21 protein-coding genes are annotated in these 23110 nt (G+C 38.5%); 10 read left to right on the plus strand and 11 right to left on the minus strand.

Annotation, left to right across the window (positions count from 1 at the left end):
- The first annotated feature begins 8 nt into the window (after positions 1-8).
- Entirely contained in the window at positions 9-2252 is a 2244-nt protein-coding gene (locus tag I2F17_RS03660; protein ID WP_211139110.1) for a bifunctional prephenate dehydrogenase/3-phosphoshikimate 1-carboxyvinyltransferase, read from the plus strand.
- A 123-nt stretch (positions 2253-2375) separates the two neighbouring features.
- On the opposite strand, the gene I2F17_RS03665 is transcribed toward I2F17_RS03660, so the two are convergent.
- Positions 2376-3071: an SIMPL domain-containing protein gene (locus I2F17_RS03665; RefSeq protein ID WP_211139111.1), complete on the minus strand. Its 696-nt coding sequence runs from the start codon at positions 3069-3071 to the stop codon at positions 2376-2378.
- Between the two features lie 456 nt (positions 3072-3527).
- Here I2F17_RS03665 and I2F17_RS03670 point away from each other — a divergent pair, with 456 nt between their 5' ends.
- The 8 genes from I2F17_RS03670 to I2F17_RS03705 all read left to right on the plus strand — a co-directional run bounded on the left by I2F17_RS03670 (position 3528) and on the right by I2F17_RS03705 (position 12654).
- Entirely contained in the window at positions 3528-4901 is a 1374-nt protein-coding gene (locus I2F17_RS03670) for a diaminobutyrate--2-oxoglutarate transaminase (protein WP_196422637.1), read from the plus strand.
- A 3-nt stretch (positions 4902-4904) separates the two neighbouring features.
- The gene (locus I2F17_RS03675) at positions 4905-6422 is read left to right on the plus strand and encodes a pyridoxal phosphate-dependent decarboxylase family protein (protein WP_211139112.1); all 1518 of its coding nucleotides are present in this window, start codon (positions 4905-4907) and stop codon (positions 6420-6422) included.
- A gap of 168 nt (positions 6423-6590) precedes the next feature.
- Entirely contained in the window at positions 6591-7622 is a 1032-nt protein-coding gene (locus I2F17_RS03680) for a substrate-binding domain-containing protein (protein WP_196422717.1), read from the plus strand.
- Between the two features lie 79 nt (positions 7623-7701).
- Positions 7702-9081, plus strand: coding sequence for a phosphate ABC transporter permease subunit PstC (gene pstC / locus I2F17_RS03685; protein ID WP_196422639.1), 1380 nt, complete (start codon positions 7702-7704; stop codon positions 9079-9081).
- Positions 9082-9128: 47 nt separating this feature from the next.
- Complete coding sequence (gene pstA / locus I2F17_RS03690; protein ID WP_407926543.1) at positions 9129-10466, plus strand: phosphate ABC transporter permease PstA; 1338 nt, start codon at positions 9129-9131, stop codon at positions 10464-10466.
- 21 nt (positions 10467-10487) lie between these two features.
- The gene (pstB, locus tag I2F17_RS03695) at positions 10488-11390 is read left to right on the plus strand and encodes a phosphate ABC transporter ATP-binding protein PstB (protein ID WP_196422718.1); all 903 of its coding nucleotides are present in this window, start codon (positions 10488-10490) and stop codon (positions 11388-11390) included.
- Between the two features lie 130 nt (positions 11391-11520).
- Positions 11521-12075 carry a nicotinate-nicotinamide nucleotide adenylyltransferase gene (locus I2F17_RS03700; RefSeq protein ID WP_211139113.1) on the plus strand — a complete coding sequence of 185 codons (555 nt, stop codon included), beginning with the start codon at positions 11521-11523 and terminating at the stop codon, positions 12073-12075.
- Between the two features lie 27 nt (positions 12076-12102).
- Complete coding sequence (locus I2F17_RS03705; RefSeq protein ID WP_211139114.1) at positions 12103-12654, plus strand: YceI family protein; 552 nt, start codon at positions 12103-12105, stop codon at positions 12652-12654.
- A gap of 14 nt (positions 12655-12668) precedes the next feature.
- On the opposite strand, the gene I2F17_RS03710 is transcribed toward I2F17_RS03705, so the two are convergent.
- The 4 genes from I2F17_RS03710 to dapD form a co-directional block, all read right to left on the minus strand.
- Entirely contained in the window at positions 12669-13139 is a 471-nt protein-coding gene (locus I2F17_RS03710; RefSeq protein ID WP_196422643.1) for a peroxiredoxin, read from the minus strand.
- A gap of 63 nt (positions 13140-13202) precedes the next feature.
- Complete coding sequence (locus I2F17_RS03715; RefSeq protein WP_211139115.1) at positions 13203-13610, minus strand: hypothetical protein; 408 nt, start codon at positions 13608-13610, stop codon at positions 13203-13205.
- A gap of 223 nt (positions 13611-13833) precedes the next feature.
- On the minus strand, positions 13834-14547 hold the full coding sequence (gene queE, locus I2F17_RS03720; RefSeq protein WP_196422645.1) for a 7-carboxy-7-deazaguanine synthase QueE: 714 nt from the start codon (positions 14545-14547) through the stop codon (positions 13834-13836).
- A 77-nt stretch (positions 14548-14624) separates the two neighbouring features.
- Positions 14625-15446, minus strand: coding sequence for a 2,3,4,5-tetrahydropyridine-2,6-dicarboxylate N-succinyltransferase (gene dapD, locus I2F17_RS03725; protein WP_196422646.1), 822 nt, complete (start codon positions 15444-15446; stop codon positions 14625-14627).
- A gap of 222 nt (positions 15447-15668) precedes the next feature.
- Here dapD and I2F17_RS03730 point away from each other — a divergent pair, with 222 nt between their 5' ends.
- Positions 15669-16298, plus strand: a complete 630-nt coding sequence (locus I2F17_RS03730; RefSeq protein WP_211139116.1) for a hypothetical protein — start codon at positions 15669-15671, stop codon at positions 16296-16298.
- Positions 16299-16339: 41 nt separating this feature from the next.
- On the opposite strand, the gene I2F17_RS03735 is transcribed toward I2F17_RS03730, so the two are convergent.
- From I2F17_RS03735 to fis, 6 genes are all read right to left on the minus strand, one after another.
- Positions 16340-17038: a methionine ABC transporter permease gene (locus tag I2F17_RS03735; protein ID WP_196422648.1), complete on the minus strand. Its 699-nt coding sequence runs from the start codon at positions 17036-17038 to the stop codon at positions 16340-16342.
- Complete coding sequence (locus I2F17_RS03740) at positions 17035-18054, minus strand: methionine ABC transporter ATP-binding protein (protein WP_211139117.1); 1020 nt, start codon at positions 18052-18054, stop codon at positions 17035-17037. The genes I2F17_RS03735 and I2F17_RS03740 overlap by 4 nt, the downstream gene beginning before the upstream one ends.
- Before the next feature lie 87 nt (positions 18055-18141).
- Positions 18142-19005 (minus strand): MetQ/NlpA family ABC transporter substrate-binding protein, encoded by an 864-nt coding sequence (locus I2F17_RS03745; RefSeq protein WP_196422650.1) that lies wholly within the window; start codon positions 19003-19005, stop codon positions 18142-18144.
- A gap of 375 nt (positions 19006-19380) precedes the next feature.
- A complete protein-coding gene (gene purD, locus I2F17_RS03750) occupies positions 19381-20670 on the minus strand; it encodes a phosphoribosylamine--glycine ligase (RefSeq protein WP_211139118.1) in 1290 nt (429 codons plus the stop codon).
- 70 nt (positions 20671-20740) lie between these two features.
- On the minus strand, positions 20741-22315 hold the full coding sequence (purH, locus tag I2F17_RS03755) for a bifunctional phosphoribosylaminoimidazolecarboxamide formyltransferase/IMP cyclohydrolase (protein WP_211139119.1): 1575 nt from the start codon (positions 22313-22315) through the stop codon (positions 20741-20743).
- A gap of 73 nt (positions 22316-22388) precedes the next feature.
- The gene (gene fis / locus I2F17_RS03760; RefSeq protein WP_005014868.1) at positions 22389-22658 is read right to left on the minus strand and encodes a DNA-binding transcriptional regulator Fis; all 270 of its coding nucleotides are present in this window, start codon (positions 22656-22658) and stop codon (positions 22389-22391) included.
- Positions 22659-23110: the final 452 nt, after the last annotated feature.

Raw genomic sequence — 23110 nt, forward strand, 5'->3', positions numbered from 1 at the left:
ACACTGATATGACACAAGCATTGTTTAAAAAAGTGGCTTTTATTGGCTTTGGTTTGATTGGATCGAGTCTAGCTAGAGTGATACAACAACAAAAGTTAGCTGAGCAGGTAGTTGCATCGACACGCTCAATTAAAACATGGCAAGATGCTAAAGCTTTAGGCTTGATTACACACGGCTATACAGACCCTGTTGCGGCTGTAGAACATGCAGATCTTGTGATTTTGGCATTGCCTGTGCAAGCGACTCAAGCCGTATTACAGCGCATAGCCCCTTATATTGGTGATCAGACCATTTTAACAGATGTAGGGAGCACCAAAGGTAATGTGGTTGAAGCTGCAAAAAAAGTGTTTGGATCGTTGCCTGAGGGTTTTGTGCCGGGGCACCCTATTGCAGGAAGTGAACACACAGGGGTACATGCTGGTAAAGCAGATTTATTTGCTGGACATAAAGTCATCCTAACACCGCTTGAAAGCTCTGCGCCGTGGGCAGTACAGCAGTTAACCCAGTTATGGCAAGCTACGGGTGCAGAAGTGGTGTGTATGTCTGTGCAAAAACATGATGAGGTCTTGGCACATACAAGTCATTTACCTCATCTTATGGCTTTTAACCTTGTAGCACAGTTCACAAGTAGACAAGATAATCTTGATATTTTCCGATATGCTGCAGGTGGTTTTAGAGATTTTTCTCGTATTGCGGCATCAGATCCACAAATGTGGCACGACATTTTTTTATCAAATAAAGATGCAATCTTAAAAGCAGTAGATGGGTTTGAGACGCAACTACAGCAGATTCGTAGGTTAATCGAACAAGAAGATTCCAATCATCTCATGCAAGTGCTTCAAGATGCGCAGTCTGCACGACAACATTTTAACCATATGCTGAAAAAAAATACTGTTTTGGAGAAAGAACACGTGACTCAACAATTTACAATTTTACCTAAAAAGCATCATTTTAAAGGCACATTTACGATTCCTGGTGACAAGTCGGTATCTCATCGTTCAATTATGTTTGGTTCGATTGCTGAAGGTACAACAAATGTGACCGGTTTTCTAGAAGGTGAAGATGCACTTGCAACTTTGCAAGCATTTAAAGACATGGGTGTACATATTGAAGGGCCAAAAGATGGCAAAGTGACCATTCATGGTGTAGGTATGTCTGGCCTAAAAGCACCAACACAAGCATTATATATGGGTAACTCAGGTACAAGTATGCGTTTGTTATCAGGTATGCTGTGTGCACAACAGTTTGATACTGTGATGACAGGAGATGCATCATTGTCTAAACGTCCAATGGAGCGAATTGCTAAACCACTTCGTGACATGGGTGCTCAAATTCAAACAACAGGCGAAAAAGGTACACCTCCTGTCAGTATTACAGGACAGCAAGTTTTAAAAGGTATTCATTACCAATTACCAATGGCTTCAGCACAAGTTAAATCGGGTATTTTACTTGCAGGGCTATGGGCACAAGGTGAAACATCAGTGGCGGAACCTGAACCAACGCGTGACCACACTGAGCGTATGCTGCGTGCTTTTGGGTATGATGTCAAAACCGAAGGCAATACTATTACTTTAACAGGTGGTGGTAAGTTGGTAGGAACCGATATTCAAGTCCCTTCAGACATTTCATCTGCAGCATTTTTTATGGTTGGTGCTGCGATTTGTGAAGATTCAGATGTGACTTTGGAAGCGGTTGGTATTAATCCAACACGCACAGGTGTAATTGAAATACTAAAGCAAATGGGTGCAGATATTTCAGTGAATAATGCCCGTATTGCAGGAGGTGAGCCAATTGCAGACATTCGTATACGCGGTACGCGCACTTTAAAAGGTATTCACATTCCAGAAGATCAAGTACCTTTAGCGATTGATGAATTTCCAGCCCTTTTTGTGGCTGCATCATGTGCAGAAGGTCAAACTGTACTCACAGGTGCAGCAGAACTTAGAGTGAAAGAGTCAGATCGTATTCAAGTGATGGTAGATGGTTTACAAGCCATGGGAATTGACTGTACACCAACGCCCGATGGTATTGTGATTGAAGGAAAAGGACAATCTGGAGATTGGTCACCTATTTTTAAAGGTGCAGAAGTACAATCGCATCATGACCATCGTATTGCTATGAGCTTTAGTATTGCTGGAATACGTGCTGCTGAAAAAATTGTTATTCATGGCACAGAAACGGTTGCAACTAGTTTTCCAACATTTACTCAACTTGCAAATGAAGCTGGATTAACCATTGATACAGTAGACTAGTATTCGAAGATTCAGACATAAAAAAACTAGAGGGTCACCTCTAGTTTTTTTATGTCTGTTATATGACAACTCAAATGATTTTTATGACCAAAATGTGTCATGTTTTTAATCTGTCATATTTTGTTAATCTAGTTGAATTGTACCACTTGCAGTGACAGTCACTTTACTGTCGCCTGCGTTAAAATTTTGTACAGGTGCGCTTGCAGACATCATTTTACTCGATGCCATTAACATGCGAGGTTGTATAAATGATTGTTCATTACCTCGTAAATCTAAATTGACGAGACGATATTTACTCTTTTGCCATGTTTGAGAGATAAGTTGAGCACGTTTTTGGAAATTTTGGCTAGCAGTAGTCATTAACTCATTTTCTACGAGCTGTCTTTGTTGGTCAGAAACATTAAATTGAATAGATTCTGTTTGAAACGTATTTTGTAATTGATTAATGATTTGGCTCATTGCTTTGAAGTCGGTACTTTTTAGACGAACTTCTGCGCGACTGCGCCATTCTTTTAGTTTTTGACTGTCATTATCATAGATTGGATACGTACTTTGTTGTCCTGTTTCCATTTTGATTTCAGGATATTTTTGTCCTATAGCGGTGGCTTGATTCATGGCTTGATTGATTTGGTTGGTTAGTACATTGGTTTGAGCATGACTTTTTTCAATATACATTACCGCCGTCATTTGGTCATTGTTAACCTCTTTGGATGCTTCGGCTTGTAGATTTACCATATTGTAGTTAATGGTTGTATTTTCTGCAGAAAAGGCAGGTGCGGCCAACATGAGTGATAACGTGGCTAATGTGATTTTGTACATATATTTGATCCTATAATGTCTTGTTTAGTGTATGCAAAAACCCCTGAGGATAACCTCTGACTTTTTGTAGAGACTTTGTAAAAAAATATAGTGTTTTTATAATGTGGATATTTAAATAAAATTATGTATAACAATGTCTTATAAGTGTATGTGTGAAGATGTTAAGAGGGGTTTCATCAATACGTCATGTTGTTGTCACCTCAATGTAAGCTTTGTTTTTGTTTTTTGATTTAATCAAGACTACACTACATGAAGTGATGTAGGAGTACGCTGTCGTAAAAAATAAAAATAAAATGACCTTGGGTCTTTATTTTTATATAAAAAAGCGTATCATCGCCCTCCTAGTTATTTATTGTAAATCATACAGCTAGCTAGAAACTCCTAAAGCACCGAGTCAAAAGACCTTACGTCATCAGACTTATTTCTTTCAACCCTTATCAGAGATGGTAATCCGATATGAGCGTTAATTCTGTAAATTCTGCCAACCATTCCACAAATGAATATTACCTGACTCGCCAAAGTCAGATGGAATCAAATGTGCGTAGTTATCCACGTAAATTGCCGTTAGCGATAGCGAAAGCACAAGGTTGTTGGGTTACTGATGTTGAAGGTAGAGAGTACCTTGATTGTTTAGCTGGAGCGGGAACACTTGCTCTAGGTCATAACCACCCTGCTGTTATTCAAAGTATTCAAGATACGTTGACCAGTGGTATTCCATTACACACACTTGATTTAACAACACCGTTAAAAGATAAGTTCACTGAAACTTTATTGGCAGAATTGCCAGGCGGTAAAGACGCATACTGTTTACAGTTTTGTGGCCCATCTGGTGCAGATGCAACAGAAGCTGCAATGAAACTTGCAAAAACATATACTGGGCGTAGCTCGATTATTAGTTTTTCTGGTGGTTACCATGGTATGACGCATGGTTCGCTCTCTGTAACAGGTAATTTGGGTGCAAAAAACGCAGTCAATAACCTGATGCCAGGTGTACAATTCTTGCCATACCCACACGAATATCGTTGTCCGATTGGTGTGGGTGGAGAAGCTGGTGTAGATGCCTTAACATATTACTTTGAACAATTTATTGAAGATGTTGAAAGTGGTGTAACTAAGCCTGCTGCTGTGATTTTAGAAGCAATTCAAGGTGAGGGTGGTGTAGTTGTTGCTCCAACCAAATGGCTGAAAAAAATCCGTGAAGTCACAGAAAAACACGATATTGTCCTTATTTTAGATGAGGTACAAGCTGGATTTTCTCGTTCGGGCAAAATGTTTGCATTTGAGCATGCAGGTATTGAACCCGATATTATTGTGATGTCTAAAGCCGTTGGTGGTAGCTTACCACTTGCCGTATTGGGTATTAAACGTAAGTTTGATGCATGGCAGCCTGGTGCACACACAGGAACATTCCGTGGAAACCAGTTGGCTATGGGTACAGGACTTGCATCTTTAAATGTCATTAAAGAACAAAATCTTGCACAAAATGCATATGAGCGTGGTGCATTTATTCAAGCCGAATTGAAAAAAATTGCTGCAAAATACCCATGTATTGGTAATGTTCGCGGTCGTGGACTAATGCTAGGTATTGAAATCGTTGATGAACGTCAAGCTGCAGACCACATGGGTTCTTATCCTGCTGATTCAACGCTAACGACTGCAATACAAACAGCATGTTTTAATAACCAATTGTTATTAGAAAAAGGCGGTCGTCACGGTACAGTGATTCGTTTACTTTGCCCATTGATTATTACGCAAAGTGAAACAGAAGAATTATTGAAACGTTTCGAAAAATCGGTTGCAGATGCCTTGACTACGGTACGAGGTACTTAAGTCATGACAGAGATTACGCAACATCGCCAAGCGTTGTTATGTAATGATGCACAATCCATTGCTGACTATGAGTCAGCAATGGAGCAAGCTGTGAAAGCAGTCAGTGCATGGTTACAAAATGACAAAATGTATACAGGTGGTAGTATAAAAGCACTTCGTTCAGATATTGCTTTTAATGCCAATAAAGAAGGCTTAGGTGTATCTGCTGCACTACAGCGAATGATCGAGCTTTTCTTAAATAAGAGCCTTAAAGTACATCACCCGCATTCACTTGCTCATTTGCATTGTCCAACGATGGTTGTGAGCCAAATTGCAGAAGTACTCATTAATGCAACCAATCAATCGATGGATTCGTGGGATCAAAGTCCTGCTGGTTCATTAATGGAAGTGCAACTCATTGATTGGTTACGTCAAAAAGTGGGTTACGGTGCCGGTCAAGCAGGCGTATTTACATCGGGTGGGACGCAATCAAATCTCATGGGTGTACTGCTAGCACGTGATAAATGTATTGCAACACATTGGCAAGGTCATTCAGTACAGCGTGATGGTATTCCAAACGAAGCCATGAAAAACGTCAAAGTGATTTGCTCTGAAAATGCACATTTTTCAGTGCAAAAAAACATGGCACTCATGGGCATGGGTTTTCAATCTGTCGTAACAGTACCTGTGAATGATCGTGCCCAAATGGACCCTGTTGCTCTTGAGCAAACAATGTCTGCGCTACATGCTGAAGGTAAGATTGTGGCATGTGTAGTTGCAACTGCAGGCACAACAGATGCAGGTGCAATAGATCCGCTGAAAGAAATTCGTACAATTACTGAAAAGTACGGTACATGGATGCATGTCGATGCTGCATGGGGCGGAGCACTGATTCTATCAAATGACTATCGTCATTGGTTAGATGGCCTAGAAACGGCTGATTCGGTGACGTTGGATTTTCACAAGCATTATTTCCAAACCATCAGTTGTGGTGCATTTTTGCTTAAAGATGAAGCGAACTATCGTTTTATGCATTATGAAGCTGAATATTTGAACTCGGCATACGATGAAGAGCATGGTGTACCGAATTTAGTGTCAAAATCTTTGCAAACCACAAGACGTTTTGATGCATTAAAATTGTGGATGACCATTGAAGCACTAGGTGAAGAGCTATATGGTTCAATGATTGACCATGGAATTAAATTATCAAGTGAAGTGGCAACGTATATTCGTGACACCACACAGCTTGAGCTACTTTTAGAGCCTCAATTTGCTTCAGTGTTGTTTAGAGTCGTACCAGAGGGCTATCCTTCACAATATTTAGATAGTTTAAATCAAAATATTGCAGATGAATTATTTGCTCGAGGTGAGGCGAACGTTGGAGTCACAAAAGTAGGTGAGGTACAATCACTTAAAATGACTCTCCTTAGCCCTGTAGCAACATTAGATCATGTTAAGTCTTTACTCGATCAAATTTTGACTGAATCTGATCGAATTAAAGCCTCTATTGTAGATGGTACATATACACCACCTATTTCATAATTTTAAAATGGCTACTTCGGTAGCCTTTTTATTGTCATAAAACATAATTAAATCGTCATCAAGTTGTAACTTAATTGTCATAAAAATAAATCAGAATGTAATGAATTAAGCACGGTATCACATCACTTCACGATAAGTAATGTAAGTTTGAGGCATTGAGAGATGACAATGAAGTTAAGTAAAAAATATGCAACACTTGCGCTAGCAATTTCAGGTGTAGCTTTTGCTGCAAATGTAAACGCTGCACGTGACACCATCCAAATTTCTGGTTCTTCAACTGTACTTCCGTATGCAAGTATTGTGGCTGAAGAATTCGGTAATACTTTTCCTCAATTTAAAACACCTGTTGTCGGTTCAGGCGGTACATCTGGTGGCTTGAAGCAATTTTGTCAAGGTGTAGGTGATAACACGACAGATATTGCAAACGCTTCACGTAAAATCAAAGAAGCTGAACTTGAAAGCTGTCGTAAAGCAGGTGTTCGTCAAGTTCAAGAAATTAAAATCGGTTATGATGGTATTGTCTTTGCATCAAACTCTTCAAAGCCTGCATTTAAATTAAAACCATATCATGTCTTCACTGCACTTGCAGCGCAATTGCCGTCAAATGGTAAACTGGTTGCGAACCCGTATACCCATTGGAATCAAATTGATGCCTCTTTACCAAATGAGCCAATTACTCTTGTAATTCCGGCATCTAACCATGGTACACGTGAAGTGTTCCAAGAAAAAATGGTTGAAGCGGGTTGTGAAACTTACGAATATTATAAAAATCTACCTAAAGATGATCGTGCAAAAGCATGTTCTACTTTCCGTAAAGATGGCCGTGTTGTTGAAATTTCTGGGGACTACACAGAAACATTGGCTCGCTTAAAAACATCACCAAATGCTGTAGGTGTTTTTGGTTTAGGCTTCTATGATCAAAACAAAGATCGTTTACGTGTTGCGACTGTAAATGGTGTAGAGCCAAGTGAGCATACAGTACTTAATGGCAGTTACCCTGTATCACGTCCTTTATTCTTCTATGTAAAAGGTGAGCATACAAAAGTGATTAAAGGCTTACCTCAATATGTTGAATTTTTCTTAAGCAAGAAAATTTCAGGTAAAGGATCTAAACTAGATAAAGCTGGTTTGATTTCTATGTCTGATGCTGAACGTGCACAAATACTTGCTGACTTTAAAGCTGGTAAATATGTAAAGTAACACAATATGTTTGAAGGTGAGGATGGGGTGACTCGTCCCCACCTTTTTTGGTTTTTATATAATACATAGCGGAGATGATATGAATCTGCTTCTTTTAGGTGTGTTACTTGCTGTTGTTGCGATTGGCTATCAGTTTGGACTGAAAAAAAGCCGTCATATTGCAGGTCAGGGCAATAATTCAGCAACATTACATTCAAGACCGGGTTACTACGGTGCACTTGTTGCATTATGGTGTGGTGTTCCAGCAATCCTTATTTTTGGTATTTGGAACTTTGTTGAACCAATGCTACTGCGCCAAATTGTTTTTTCTCAAGTGCCAGCAGATGTATTTTTACATTTAGATGCTTCAAGCAAATCGGTTTTGCTTGATAGAGTTCAAGCGATTGCTTCTGGTTTCGGTGTAACAGATCAAGCACAACCTTATGAATTGATGGCGGCAGAACATTACTCTCGTGCCATGAAAATTGGTGATTATGCACAATTTGCAGTTGTTGTTTGTATTGCTTTGGCAGGATTGGTTTTTGCACATAAAAAAGTAACACAAAAATATCGTGCCAGAAATCATGTCGAAAAATTTACACGTATTGTGTTGGCTTTATGCTCAGGCGTTGCGATTTTGACGACCATTGGTATCGTCATGTCAATGTTTAGCGAAGCGCTCAGATTTTTCCATTTTGTCAGCCCTATGCAGTTTTTCTTTGGTACACAGTGGGACCCAGGATTTACTACAAGTGGCACCTCAGATGGTAGTTATGGTTTACTCCCTTTACTTTGGGGTACTTTGCTTGTAAGTGCCATTGCATTATTAGTTGCTATTCCTATTGGGTTATTTATTGCTATTTATTTGGCTGAATATGCATCGCCTCGTTTGCGTGCTTGGACAAAGCCAGTGATTGAAATTTTGGCAGGTATTCCGACCATTGTATATGGTGTATTTGCTTTGATGGTTGTTGGACCATTCTTTAAAGCCATGGGGGATATGGTTGGAATACATATTAATGCAACCAGCGCATTGACGGCAGGGTTTGTCATGGGGATTATGATTATCCCATTTGTATCATCATTGTCAGATGATATTATTACTCAAGTTCCTCGTGCGCTTAGAGATGGTTCATTAGGTTTAGGCTCAACCAAATCGGAGACAATTCGTCAGGTTGTTCTACCAGCAGCTTTGCCAGGTATTGTCGGTGCATTTTTATTGGCTGCATCGCGTGCGATTGGTGAAACGATGATTGTGGTATTAGCCGCAGGTAATAGTCCGCTATTACAAATTAACCCACTCGAAGCGGTATCTACTGTAACGGTTACGATTGTGAACCAATTAACTGGTGATACTGATTTCGCAAGCCCACAAGCATTAGTTGCGTTTGCACTAGGATTAACGTTGTTTGTGATTACTTTGGGTCTAAATATTATTGCACTGTACATTGTGCGTAAATACCGTGAGCAATACGAATGAGTATGAATAATAGTTCTGCAGATGCCGCATTGGTTGGCCAATCATCGATGAGTAAAAAGCAAGAAAGAAAGCAAATTATTATAGACTCTTTATCTAAGCGTCATAGTAAAGAAAAGCGTTTTAAACTTTTAGGTTTATTGTCAGTAATCGCAGGCCTTTTGTTTGTCGCACTTTTATTTGGAAGTATTTTGTATAAAGGGTTGCCTGCATTTTGGCAAACGAGTATGAGTGTTCCTGTATATTTTGACCCTAAAGTGGTTGATGCGGGCGCCCCACCTGTGAAGAAATCAGGTGAAACGCCTGCTGTTTATCAAGAACGTTATGTAGATTGGCAAACCAAAATGAGCATGGTGGATTGGGATGCGTTGATCACACATGCTTTAGTGGCCAAGGATAAATCGTTGGCAGGTAAAGAAAGTGATCTATCAAGTATTTATACCAGCTCAGAAACGTATCGTTTACGTGATATGGTGTTTGCAGATCCAAGTTTAGTGGGTAAAACAATTGATTTAAAATTTTTAGCAGATGCTAACGTAGATGTGTGGTTGTCAGGCAAAATTGATCGTAGTTTACCTGCTGAACAGCAACAGCTGAGCCCTGAGATTCGCCAGTTGGCAGATCAAATGAAAGCACAGGGAATTTTAGAAAACAGTTTTAATTTTCAAATTTTCACAAATACAGATTCTAGAAGTTCTCCTGCAAGTAGTGGTCTAGCAGGCGCATTTATGGGTTCTTTATTTATGATGCTGATTGTTATCTTTATTTCTATTCCAATTGGTGTGGCAAGTGCTATTTATCTTGAAGAGTTTGCAAAGAAAAACTTAATTACAGATATTATTGAAGTAAACATCAATAATTTAGCGGCAGTACCATCTATTGTATTTGGTTTGTTAGGGGCCTCTATTTTTATTGGTTGGATGCATTTACCATTGTCTGCACCTTTAGTTGGTGGTTTGGTATTAAGCTTGATGACATTGCCTACGGTAATTATTACCACAAGAGCATCATTAAAAGCTGTACCACCATCGATTCGTCAAGCAGCACAAGGTTTGGGTGCTTCGAATGTACAAACTGTGTTTCATCACGTTTTGCCACTTGCTTTACCTGGTATTTTAACAGGTGCTATTATTGGTGTGGCACAAGCTCTAGGTGAAACAGCCCCATTATTGTTGATTGGTATGAGTGCATTTGTGGCCAGTGTTCCAACAACACCGTTAGATCAATCGACTGCATTACCTGTACAAGTATTCTTGTGGCAAGGTAATGAATTACGTAACTTCTTTGAAGGGCGTACGGCTGCAGCAATTATCGTATTGCTTGCAATGATGATCGGACTAAATAGTTTAGCAATTTGGTTACGAAAGAAATTTGAAGTACGCTGGTAATTGGGAAATTTTAATATGACAATCAACAATACGTTAGAGCCAACTCGCACACAAGAGAAGGAAAGTCAGGTGCAATTACAGTCAGAGACAAATCAAGATCAGCCTAAAATCAGTATTGGTAGTTTTGATCAAGCGAAAGCTTCTGAGAAGTCAGCAGATCAAACGAAAGAAGTGAAAATTAGTGCTCAAGATGTTCATGTTTACTATGGTGAAGCAGAAGCAATTAAGGGCATTGATATTGATGTGTATCAAAATGAAGTCATTGCATTTATTGGACCATCAGGTTGTGGTAAATCTACATTCTTACGTACATTAAACCGTATGAACGATACGATCGATACGTGTCGTGTTACAGGCAAAGTTCTCTTAGATCAACAAGATATATATGATCCAAGTTTGGATGTAGTATTGCTTCGTGCGCAAGTGGGTATGGTCTTCCAAAAACCAAATCCATTTCCAAAGTCAATTTTTGATAACGTGGCTTATGGCCCAAAATTGCATGGCTTAGCACGTAATAAATATGACTTAGAAGAAATTGTTGAAAACAGCTTACGTAAAGCAGGTCTATGGGAAGAAGTTAAAGAACGTCTTAATCAACCAGGTACAGGTTTATCTGGTGGTCAACAACAACGTTTATGTATTGCACGTACCATTGCTGTGAGCCCAGAGGTGATTTTAATGGATGAGCCTTGTTCTGCGCTCGATCCAATTGCAACTGCAAAGGTAGAAGAGCTAATTTCTGAACTCTCTGATCAGTACACAATTGCGATTGTAACGCATTCAATGCAACAGGCAGCTCGTGTATCTCACCGTACAGCGTACTTTCACTTAGGTGATCTTATTGAAGTCAACTCGACTGAAAAAGTATTTACTCAACCAGATCATGAGTTAACAGAAGCGTATATTACAGGTCGTTTTGGTTAATTAATACCAAATATCTGTATAAAAAAGCTGGCTTAGTATAGGCCAGCTTTTTTTATGATGATGATACAATTTTCCTTCGATCATAAAGTGTTATGCTATAGCGTCTTTAATTTAACTCAAATGGCATACTATGTACGAGTTTGATGCTTTAGTTTTTATTGGTCGCTTTCAGCCTTTTCATAATGCACATTTAAAAACTATAGAAATTGCACTACAACAGAGTGCACAGGTGATTATTGCTTTAGGTTCTGTACAAGAAGAACGATCCGTAAAAAATCCTTTTTTTGCACACGAACGAGAGCAAATGATTTTAAAGAGTTTACCTTTAATACAGCAAAAACGAATAACTTTCATTCACTTAATTGATGTTCATAATGATCAAAAATGGGTTCAGCAAGTTAAAGATAAAGTATATGCGCAGGTAGAACCCTCAAAAAAAATAGGCCTCATTGGACATTTTAAGGACAACTCATCATATTATTTGGCGCTTTTTTCAGAATGGCAATTGTTAGAATTGGACAATTTAGAAAATTTTCTATCTGCAACAGATATTCGAAACTCATATTATGATGGTAGAATTTTAAAAGAACGTTTACCTTTAGCAACGATGACTTTTTTAGATCATTTTATAAAAACATTAGATTATCAGCATTTAAAACAAATATGGACTGATGAAAATCAGTAATATGTCTTCACTTAAAAGGTAGTTCAAATGTATAAGTCGCTGTTATGTTTAATGACGTTATGTGCTATAACTACAAATTATGCTCAAGCACAAAGTTACCAATTGGCGAAAAATGGTAGTGTTGGTTTTTATATTAAAAAATTTGCGATAAAAGTACTACAAGCAGAGTTTGAACAGGTAGATTCGCATATAGATTTTGATGCTACACGATTATCGCAGAGTCACATGTCTTTTGTGATGAAAGTAGATAGTTTGAAATTAAGTAATGATGCATTACATGATATGGTTTTAGGCCCTGATGTATTCAATGTACAACAATATAAAGATATTATCTTTGAAAGTACAGAGATTCAAAATATTGGGGAGCACAACTATCATGTTCTAGGTCATTTAACGATTAAAGGAAAAACAAAACCAGTGGTTTTCGATACGCAAATTATTCCAACCACGCAAAACAATCGTTTTATATTTAAAGCAAATACGCAAATTCAGAGCCATAATTTTGCAATGAAGTCAAAATTTGGTTCATTAACAGACCAAGTGAATATTTTTGTAGATGGAGAGCTTATTGCTAAATAAGCTCTCGTACTGCTTTATATACTCGTTTGTTGTAATTTCTTGAGATCTTCAAGAATCTGTTCTGCATGACCTGCTGCTTTGACCTTACGGTAGCTCTGTACCAATTTACCATGATGGAAAATGAAAGTTGAGCGTTCAATCCCGAACACTTTTTTGCCATACATATTTTTTTCTTTAATCACATCGAAGTATTTACATAATACTTCTTCTTTATCACTAATAAGATCGATAGTTAAACCCTGTTTAGCAATAAAGTTTTGATGTGTTTTTACAGAATCTCTAGAGACGCCAATCACTTGTGCATCTAGTTGTTTGAATTGGTCAAGAATACAAGAAAAACCAACCGCTTGAGTGGTACAGCCTGATGTTGAATCTTTTGGATAAAAATAAAGAATTAACCATGGTGAAGAAATCGTGGTTAAATCAATTTCACCCGTAGCGGTATGAAACGTTTGTTGGGGTAGAATCATATTTTCGTCTGACATAAATGTAGTACTCTTAACAGAAAACTAGCCACGAATGTGGCTAGTTTTAAAGCATAGAACGTATTATTGAGCAGCTTGTGGTTGAGCAGCTTGTTGTTTCATGGCTTCTTCAGTCAGTGCTTTGAGTTTAGAGGTCAATTGAGGGCCAAAACAGGTTTGTACGGCAGCATTTTGTTGCTGAATAAACGGTAAAGAACTTGGGCTTTTCTTTTGGTTGACTGTGCTGATAATTTGCCATTCTTGTGCTTTTGTAATTTTACCTTCAGCATCTACTTGGCAAGTACAGAATTTGTCGGCTTCGCTAGAGCTTAATTTACCTGCTTTAGTTGCACTTTCTTTACAGTTACTAATCAATGTGCCACGAACATTGCTACTTTTAGATGGATCTTGTGCTGCATGTGTTGCTGTTGCAACAAAACCCATTGATGCAACAAGTGCAGATAAAACTAATTTTGATTGTAAAAATTTCATAAATATACCTTGTTATGTCAGTCTTATCGTACCGTTATGAGGCTACAACACTAAAAATACAATAACGGTACCTGATGACAGTATGAACTGTGAAGTGCCATTTACTTACTAGTCTACACTATGTTGCGTATCGAGTAGATCATATTCGTTTTGCATAAATGTAACAAAGACTTGAGTGCTTTACAGAGCACTTTTCTATGTCATTTTTTATTCATGAGTGACTTTAACGCCCTGTTTCATCTTGCCATAGTAGCTTATGGAGCTGAAGTTGAAAGCGTACAGGAAGTTGATCATCTAATAACCATTGTGCTAAGTCACGAGCAAATTGAGGAAGCTTAGCTTGACCTTTTTCAACTGCAAAAGCAGGTGAAAACCACACGGTATTTACTTTTTTATTGAGTTGGTAAGATAATACTTGTTGTTTTGACCATTCATAGTCAATTTGGTTGCAGATCACAAATTTAATCTGATCTTTGGTGGTCAGGTAGTCTAGATTGCTCATCATATTACGATGGTCTTCGCCAGAAGTTGGTGTTTTTAAATCGAGTACTTTAGACACTCGAGAGTCAACTTTTGATACGTCAAGTGCTCCACTTGTTTCTAGTGATACCTCAAAACCTAGATCACATAATTGATGCAGTAGGGTAATGCAGTTTGGTTGTGCAAGGGGTTCACCACCTGTAACACAAATATAAGGGGTATTGTAACTTTTTGCTGTTTCTATAATAGATTCAAGGGATTGTCGCTGACCTCCATCGAAAGAGTAGGTCGTATCACAATAAGTACATCTAAGCGGACAACCTGTTAAGCGTATAAATACAGTCGGTAATCCTGCAGCATCTGCCTCGCCTTGGAGTGAGTAAAAAATTTCTGTAATTTTTAGCCCTGCAGTGGGGTCTGTTACAGGAATAGCTTTAGAGCGACGTAACGCGTTCATACACAATAATAACCATATTTTAAAAGAAAAAAATCTCTACGACCTTTTGATCGTAGAGACTTGGTAAAAACTAAATATTAGTCTTCACGTAAAAGATCGTTTAAGCTCGTTTTAGCACGTGTTTGTGCATCAACTTTTTTCACGATAATGGCAGCATATAGGCTATATTTTCCATCTTTAGACGGTAAACTACCAGGAACAACAACAGAGCCAGCAGGCACACGACCGTAATGAATCTCACCTGTAGCACGATCATAAATGCGAGTTGATTGGCCGATATAAACACCCATAGAGATAACAGCGCCTTCTTCAACAATCACACCTTCAACAATCTCTGAGCGTGCGCCAATAAAGCAGTTGTCTTCAATGATGGTTGGGTTTGCTTGTAATGGCTCAAGTACACCACCAATTCCAACACCACCAGATAAATGTACGTTTTTACCAATTTGTGCGCATGAACCAACAGTGGCCCATGTATCAACCATTGTATTTTCATCAACATATGCACCAATGTTGACGTAAGATGGCATAAGCACGACATTTTTCGCTTGAAAACTGCCACGACGTGCTACTGCAGGAGGTACAACACGAACGCCTGCTTCTTTAAATTGAGCTTCTGTCCAACCTGCAAATTTCGTGTCAACTTTGTCAAAAAATGCAAGGTCGCCAGCGTCAACAGGTTTGTTATCATTCAGTTTAAATGATAAAAGCACCGCTTTTTTTAACCACTGATGAACAACCCATTCACCTTCAATTTTTTCTGCTACACGCAGTGAACCGTTGTCTAAACCTTGTATTGCTTGTTCGACAGCCTGACGAATATCTGCTGAACAATCGGCAGCAGTAAAGTTTGCGCGGTTTTCAAAAGCCTGTTCAATAATCGTTGATAGTTCAGACATAATCACTTATTCCAAATCTAGTTTATAAAATGGGCTTAATTTTACACTAAAAAATACTTTTGCGGGCTGAATTTTTTACAAGCACGAAAAGAAAGTCGATGTCTGCATAATTTAAACACTTATATGATAAAACTTAAGCCATAATAAACAATAACGATGAACTATAGAGTATTGGGTGTATAACGTATGTGCTGGAAAACGGCTTAAAGTGAGCTATGGTCAATGATAAGTAAGAACAGTATATTTTTAATTGTAAGTAGCTTTTTATTAAATACGCATACTATGGCAGATGAAAAAGTGATTTTAGGGGCAGAGTCAACGGTTCAGCAGTATATTCCTGTTGCGGTTGGTTTAAATGTTGGTTCTTTAGGTTATGGTGCTACATTGATGTGGGACACCGACACAAGTGTTGGTGTGACTTTAGGATACACACATCATGAGTTATGGTACAACAAGGATGTATCAACTTCATTTGGCACATGGCAACGTCAATCTACGAACAGTCGAAGTCATTTTTTACATGTTGAATGGAAACCTTGGCAAGTGCAAAGTAAATTACTTTTAAAATCAAGCTATTTGAGTGTGGGTGCAGCCTACTTACAGCAAAGTTATGCGTTAAATCAGCCTGATCATGAGCGCAGTGGAATAATAAAGAGTAATCAAATTTCTCCTTATATTGGTATTGGCATGAGACCTATGTTGGGTTTGCATTGGGGGTGGTTGGCCGAAATGGGTGTACATTATATACCGCAACCGAGTATGTTTTTAAGTCAGGAAACAGCTCAATCGATTTGGGTCAAAAAAGATCGGTGGTTACCTGTTGCACAGATTGGTGTGGTATATCATTTTTGAATATACCCCGACTGTTTGGTCGGGGAAATAACGTCTAGCATTTACCATCTAAGTTTAGATAACCAATGTCCAACGGTTTGGGCAATTTGTACTAAGATCAGAAGTACAATAATGGTAAGAATCATAATGAATGTATCAAATCGTTGATAACCGTATGCATAGGCAAGATCACCAATACCACCGCCACCAACCACACCTGCCATTGCTGTTGCACCAATCAGGCTGATATTTGCTGTTGTTAAATTTAAAATGAGTGAACTACGTGCTTCGGGCAAAACAAATTTAAATATAATTTGTAAAGGTGTTGCACCCATTGCTTGAGCAGATTCAATGATACCTTCATTGACTTCTAGTAATGATGTTTCGATGAGTCGTCCCATATACGGTCCAATATAAACGACCAACGGTACAATGGCTGCTGCAGTTCCAATGGTTTTCCCTGTAATGAATTTTGTGATTGGAATCATTGCAATCATCAGAATAACAAAAGGCAATGAGCGTAGAGCATTGACGATAGGGTTTAAAATTTGATAGATCGCTTTATTGGGTAAAATACCTTTATCTCGGGTAAGTACTAAGGTAATTGCTTGTAAAAATCCCCAAATAGCCCCAAAGAAAAAAGCGACTACAACCATATAAATGGTTTGTTCAAGGGCTTGCATGAAATCTTCAACAGACACAAGACTTGTCCAAACAGGCTGGGTAACCTGTGTTAGCCATTCAATAAATGCTTCTTTCATGTTTCTACTCCAGCACGTTGTACAAAGACCCCTGAATTTTCAAGATGTTCAATGGCACGACTAACATCTTTTCCCAAGAGTTGAACGAACATTTGTCCAATGACTGTGCCATTAATTTCTGTCATATTGGCAAATAAAATATTTAGACTGACATCAAATTGCCGAATCATTGATTCGATAACAGGTTGCTGTGCTGATTGTCCTAAAAACTGAAGTCTATAAATACTTTGTTGATGTTGGTGCTCAAGTTGACTGAGAATATTTCGTGGCAAATGTTGTTGTAAAACGGTTTGTATAAAATTTTGCGTGGTTGGATGTTGTGGATGGCTAAAAATGTCTACAGTTGTACCATACTCAATGACTTGGCCAGATTCCATGACTGCAATATAATCACAGACTTTTTCAATGACATCCATTTCATGTGTCACCATCACAATGGTTATTTTTTGTTCTTTATTAATTTTTTTTAGTAGATCAAGTACAGATTGTGTGGTTTGAGGATCTAATGCAGACGTTGCTTCATCGCATAATAATATTTTGGGGCGATTGACTAATGCACGAGCGATACCAACGCGTTGCTTTTGTCCTCCAGAGAGTTCATCGGGATATGCATCTTTTTTATGTTTTAGGTCAATAAATTCTAGAAGTTCATCAACCCGTTTTTTGCGTTCAGATGCACTATAACCGAGAAGTTGCATCGGCATAGCAATGTTTTGACTCACTGTTTTTGTTTGCATAAGGTTGAAATGTTGAAAAATCATTCCAATATGCGTACGTTCTTGGCGTAACGCTTTTGCACCTAAAGCTGTGAAGTCTTTTTGATTGATAATGATTTGACCAGTATTTGGACGTTCAAGTAAATTAATCAAGCGAATAAGGGTACTTTTTCCTGCACCACTATAGCCAATAATTCCAAAAATGCTTCCTTCTGGAATATTTAGATTAATTTGATTTAACGCGTTTACACGTTGTCCTTTAAGCATATAGTGCTTAGAGATATTTTTAAATTCAATCATATGTCAAAACAATGCTCGGCATGAAAAACAGGTAAAGTAGTCTTACTTTACCTGTTCAAAGAGAAAAAAGCATAAATATGCAGTGGTTTACTTTTCAGTGAGGTAGCTAATTGGTTTGTTTACATCAATTTTAGTACCACCAAAACGATCAGCAATAAACTTCTTCACTTCTTCACTGTGGTAAAGTGGAACAAGTTTTTGTAGGGTAGGATCGTCTTTTTTCGCTTCTGAAGTAACGAGTAAGTTGATATTTAGCTTGGTTGATTGATCAACTGGTTCATAGAATAAAGCATCTTTAAGTACATTTAAACCACCTTCCATAGCTAGCGTATTACCGAGCACAATCCCATCTACATCACTCATAATGCGCACGGCTGTTGCCATAGGAATGAGTTTTAATTGTAAATTTTTTGGGTTAGCGGTAATGTCTTTTAATTGACCATGGATTGGATCGAAGTCTTTTTTCAGTTCGATCAAGCCTGCACTTTTGAGTAATGATAATGCACGTGCTTGGTTTGATGTATCATTTGGAATAGCGATTTCAGCATTATTTTTGATATCATCTAATTTTTTATATTTGCTTGAGTAAATACCCATTGGCTCAATATATGTCGTTGCAATAGGTGCAAGCTTGTCTTTATTTTCAGTATTATACGCTACAAGGTAGTTGTAGGTTTGAAATGCATTGACATCAATTTCACCTGCTGCAGTTGCTTTATTCATAGCAACATAGTCAGTCATGTTTTTCACATCAATTTTGATTCCTGCTTCTTTAGTTGCAGGAAGCGTTGCAATATAACGCCATACATCAGTATCTGAACCATCAGATGCAAGTACAATTGAAGTCACTTTTTTATCTTCGGTGGTATTTGCTTGATCAGATGGTGCTTTGCTGCAACCTGCTGCAACCAAAAGGCCTGCGCCCAAAAAAACACTCAGTAATTTTTTCATATGTTGAATTGTCCTATGTAGATAATATAGGTTCTCTATATTTAGGGTTTCTCAGTTGAATGGGCTGTTTACCCTAATCATATGAAAGATCGTCATCACATCAAAAACATTTAGCACGCACTGTGTATTTAAATGACATCATAAAATGAACATTTACACGGTGACGAGATATGTTTTGCTATCTTCAGCGGATATTTGAGTGAGAATCACTTTTATACAACAGTGAACTGATAAGATTATGGGCAGTATAAAGTCTATTTTTTTTAAGTCAAAACAATAAAACTCACAATCTATATGAATTTTATTCATTTAAATAATAGATTTACCAATAAAGATTAAAAAAGGATGCATCCAAGAGAGGATGCATCCATATGCTTATGATTCGTGCTGTTCACGTGCAATGGCACGATAACCAATATCAGTACGATATTGCATGCCTGTAAATGTGACTTGACCACAAACTTCGATTGCATTGACTTGTGCTTCAAGTACACTTTCACCAAGGGCAGTTACACATAGCACACGACCACCTGAGGTGATAATGTAGCCATCTTCATTGAGTTTTGTGCCTGCATGAAAAATTTTAGTTCCTTCAGGGGATTGTTCTAAACCTGAAATAACATCACCTTGACGGGCAGTTTCAGGATAGCCTTCAGATGCAAGTACGATACCAATGGCTTTACGCGGATCCCACTGTGCTTGCGCTGGGAGCTGTCCATCTATACCTGCTTGAATAAGGTCGACCAATGATGATTGTAATCGCATCATGATCGGTTGAGTTTCAGGATCTCCAAAGCGACAGTTGAATTCAATGACACGAGGGTGTCCTTGTTCATCAATCATGAGGCCTGCATATAAAAATCCAGTATATACATGCCCATCTTTTTTCATACCAGCCACGGTTGGACGCATGATTTCTTGCATCACACGCTCAAATACTGCATCGGTAACGACAGGTGCAGGTGAGTAAGCACCCATACCACCTGTATTTGGCCCTAAATCACCTTCAAAAATACGCTTATGGTCTTGAGATGTTGCCATAGGTAAAATGTTGTCGCCATCAATCATACAAATAAAGCTGGCTTCTTCACCTGCTAAAAACTGTTCAATAACAACTCGACTGCCTGCATCACCAAACTTGTTGCCAGCGAGCATATCGTCGATGGCTGCAAATGCTTCATCATTGCTCATTGCAACAATCACACCTTTGCCTGCAGCTAAACCATCGGCTTTAATAACAATTGGCGCACCATGTTGTTTAATATATGCTTTTGCAGGTTCAATGTCAGTGAATACATCATAAAACGCAGTTGGAATGTCATGGCGTTTAAGAAAATCTTTTGCAAACGCTTTTGAGCCTTCAAGTTGGGCTGCATATTGGGTCGGCCCCCAAATGCGTAAGCCTGCCGCACGTGTAGCATCTACTACACCATTGACCAGCGGTGCTTCAGGTCCAACAACAATAAGGTCGATTTGATTGCTTTGAGCAAACTCAATAATGGCGCTATTGTCTAAAATATTAAGTGCAACATTAGTACATTTATTTTCAGTGGCTGTGCCTGCATTGCCAGGTGTAACAAAGACTTGTTTGACTTGGTCATCTTGTGCAATTTTCCATGCAAGTGCATGTTCACGACCACCGTTGCCTAAAACTAAAATATTCATGAAGATTCTCTCTATGAATGTGGCATGTCAATGTTGTGTTTTAACATGCCAAGCATACCGTAAGGGGTTCTTAGTGACGGAAGTGGCGCATGCCTGTAAAGACCATAGCAATGCCAGCTTCATCTGCTGCAGCAATGACTTCTTCATCACGCATTGAACCGCCCGGTTGAATAATGCATTTAATGCCTGCTTTTGCTGCATTATCTATGCCGTCACGGAATGGGAAAAATGCATCTGATGCCATGACAGCGCCTTCAACAACAAGGCCTGCATGTTCTGCTTTAATCCCTGCAATACGTGCTGAGTTTACACGGCTCATTTGACCTGCACCCACACCCACAGTTTGGCGATTTTTTGCATAAACAATCGCGTTTGATTTTACGTATTTTGCAACTTTCCATGCAAAAATTAAGTCATTGATTTCAGCATCTGTTGGTGCGCGTTTGGTCACCACTTTAAGATCGCTTGCTTTAATCATACCTAAGTCTTGGTCTTGAACCAATAAACCGCCATTTACACGTTTGTAGTCGAGTTGCGTAGCTCGGTTTTCAAGGTTTGGTAACTCACCACAGGTCAGTACTCGGACATTTTTCTTAGTTGCAGTGATCTCTAACACGCCATCTGCAATGCTTGGTGCAATGATGACTTCAACAAATTGACGTGAAACAATGGCCTGAGCTGTTACTACATCTAATTCGCGGTTAAATGCAATAATACCACCAAAAGCGGACTCGGTATCTGTTGCATACGCTAGATCATAAGCAGTTTGTATGCCATCTAAAGATACAGCAACGCCACAAGGGTTTGCGTGTTTTACAATCACACATGCGGGTTTTTCGAATGATTTTACACATTCAAGGGCTGCATCTGTGTCTGCAATATTGTTATAAGATAAAGCTTTACCTTGTAATTGTTTTGCTGTTGAAACTGATGCTTCTGTAGCATTTGCTTCGACATAAAAAGCAGCAGATTGGTGTGGGTTTTCCCCATAGCGTAGGTCTTGTGCTTTTTGTAATTGTGTATTGAATGTACGAGCAAACGTATCTGCTGAGCCATCTGTATGACCAACACGTGCACCTAAATAAGAGGCAATCATACCGTCGTATTGGGCAGTATGTTCAAATGCTTTAACTGCGAGGTCAAAACGTGTAGCTTGAGAAAGTGTTTTTGCTGTTTTTAATTCATGAATAACAGTGATATAGTCTGATGCATTGACCACAATACCGACTGACGCATGGTTTTTAGCGGCTGCACGCACCATGGTTGGGCCACCGATATCAATATTTTCAATGGCATCTGCCAAACTACAGTTTGGTTTAGCAACAGTTGCTGCAAATGGGTAAAGGTTTACAACCACTAGATCTATTGCTGCGATATCATGTGCATGCATGACATCTTCATCAATACCACGGCGAGCAAGAATACCACCATGAATTTTAGGATGAAGTGTTTTTACACGGCCATCCATCATTTCAGGGAAGCCAGTATGTTCTGAAACTTCGATTACTGAAATATTATTTTCTTTAAGGAGTTTATACGTTCCGCCAGTAGATAAAATCTCTACTCCGAGATCAGAAAGATTCTGCGCAAATTCAACAATACCTGTTTTATCAGAAACAGAGATTAGAGCACGTTTAATAGTCATGATGTATTTAGTCTTTGAAGTTGGAAAACAAAAGGCAAAAAAAATGCCCACGAAGACGTGAGCATTTTATCATTTATTCACTCATTAATCCGTGAGCTTTCAACTTTTTACGTAGCGTACCACGGTTTAAGCCTAGAATTTCGGCTGCACGTGTTTGATTGCCACGGGTGTATTCAAGTACTACAGACAAAAGAGGTTTCTCCATTTCTGCTAGCACCATGTCGTAAACTTGCGATGGTTGCTCACCTTGCAAAGATGCAAAATAGTGACGAACTGCGCGATCCACGTGGATACGAAGCGCAACATCAGACTGTGCAGTAAAAATAGGAGATTTGCTATTCATGCGTTTTAATCCGAAATCAATCCAAACCCGACCAAAAAATGGCGATGGTTTTATATTTAAAAGGTAGATATAGACTCATTTATAAAATGAGATATCTAGAAAACGAGTATAGCTTGCCACATTTTTCTCGCTTTGGTTGAAAAATAACCGTAACAAATATTTAAGAATTGTTACAGCCATTAATCAAAAACAAAAAATAGCTGTATGCGCAATATTGAATAGTGCACATGAGCTTAATTTTTTCTTAATGGGGTAAGACGAGGCGTTTGTTTGGCTAAGCTTTCTTGGCGCACATAATAACATTGTGCAAAATAAAGTGAGTAAATTTGAGTCAGTTTTTTTGTGTTTTTTAATCGTTTTTTTGAATTGAATTGTATTTTTAATTGCTTAAAAGGATTTTGAAGCGGCTTTTATTTACAAGGTGAATATTTTGTGTGTTTTATTTTTTAAGA

The sequence above is a fragment of the Acinetobacter baretiae genome, assembly GCF_015627105.1.
In the GTDB taxonomy this organism is placed as follows: Bacteria; Pseudomonadota; Gammaproteobacteria; order Pseudomonadales; family Moraxellaceae; genus Acinetobacter; species Acinetobacter baretiae.

What these genes read in the sequence shown, in the direction of transcription:
- pstC (WP_196422639.1), top strand. Translation starts at nt 7,702, where the DNA reads ATGAATCTGCTTCTTTTAGGTGTGTTACTTGCTGTTGTTGCGATTGGC.
- I2F17_RS03710 (WP_196422643.1), bottom strand. Translation starts at nt 13,139, where the DNA reads ATGTCAGACGAAAATATGATTCTACCCCAACAAACGTTTCATACCGCT.
- I2F17_RS03730 (WP_211139116.1), top strand. Translation starts at nt 15,669, where the DNA reads ATGATAAGTAAGAACAGTATATTTTTAATTGTAAGTAGCTTTTTATTA.
- purH (WP_211139119.1), bottom strand. Translation starts at nt 22,315, where the DNA reads ATGACTATTAAACGTGCTCTAATCTCTGTTTCTGATAAAACAGGTATT.
- dapD (WP_196422646.1), bottom strand. Translation starts at nt 15,446, where the DNA reads ATGTCTGAACTATCAACGATTATTGAACAGGCTTTTGAAAACCGCGCA.
- I2F17_RS03660 (WP_211139110.1), top strand. Translation starts at nt 9, where the DNA reads ATGACACAAGCATTGTTTAAAAAAGTGGCTTTTATTGGCTTTGGTTTG.
- purD (WP_211139118.1), bottom strand. Translation starts at nt 20,670, where the DNA reads ATGAATATTTTAGTTTTAGGCAACGGTGGTCGTGAACATGCACTTGCA.
- fis (WP_005014868.1), bottom strand. Translation starts at nt 22,658, where the DNA reads ATGAATAGCAAATCTCCTATTTTTACTGCACAGTCTGATGTTGCGCTT.
- I2F17_RS03700 (WP_211139113.1), top strand. Translation starts at nt 11,521, where the DNA reads ATGTACGAGTTTGATGCTTTAGTTTTTATTGGTCGCTTTCAGCCTTTT.
- I2F17_RS03665 (WP_211139111.1), bottom strand. Translation starts at nt 3,071, where the DNA reads ATGTACAAAATCACATTAGCCACGTTATCACTCATGTTGGCCGCACCT.
- I2F17_RS03670 (WP_196422637.1), top strand. Translation starts at nt 3,528, where the DNA reads ATGAGCGTTAATTCTGTAAATTCTGCCAACCATTCCACAAATGAATAT.
- I2F17_RS03735 (WP_196422648.1), bottom strand. Translation starts at nt 17,038, where the DNA reads ATGAAAGAAGCATTTATTGAATGGCTAACACAGGTTACCCAGCCTGTT.
- I2F17_RS03680 (WP_196422717.1), top strand. Translation starts at nt 6,591, where the DNA reads ATGAAGTTAAGTAAAAAATATGCAACACTTGCGCTAGCAATTTCAGGT.
- I2F17_RS03705 (WP_211139114.1), top strand. Translation starts at nt 12,103, where the DNA reads ATGTATAAGTCGCTGTTATGTTTAATGACGTTATGTGCTATAACTACA.
- pstA (WP_407926543.1), top strand. Translation starts at nt 9,129, where the DNA reads ATGAGTAAAAAGCAAGAAAGAAAGCAAATTATTATAGACTCTTTATCT.
- I2F17_RS03745 (WP_196422650.1), bottom strand. Translation starts at nt 19,005, where the DNA reads ATGAAAAAATTACTGAGTGTTTTTTTGGGCGCAGGCCTTTTGGTTGCA.
- I2F17_RS03715 (WP_211139115.1), bottom strand. Translation starts at nt 13,610, where the DNA reads ATGAAATTTTTACAATCAAAATTAGTTTTATCTGCACTTGTTGCATCA.
- I2F17_RS03740 (WP_211139117.1), bottom strand. Translation starts at nt 18,054, where the DNA reads ATGATTGAATTTAAAAATATCTCTAAGCACTATATGCTTAAAGGACAA.
- queE (WP_196422645.1), bottom strand. Translation starts at nt 14,547, where the DNA reads ATGAACGCGTTACGTCGCTCTAAAGCTATTCCTGTAACAGACCCCACT.
- I2F17_RS03675 (WP_211139112.1), top strand. Translation starts at nt 4,905, where the DNA reads ATGACAGAGATTACGCAACATCGCCAAGCGTTGTTATGTAATGATGCA.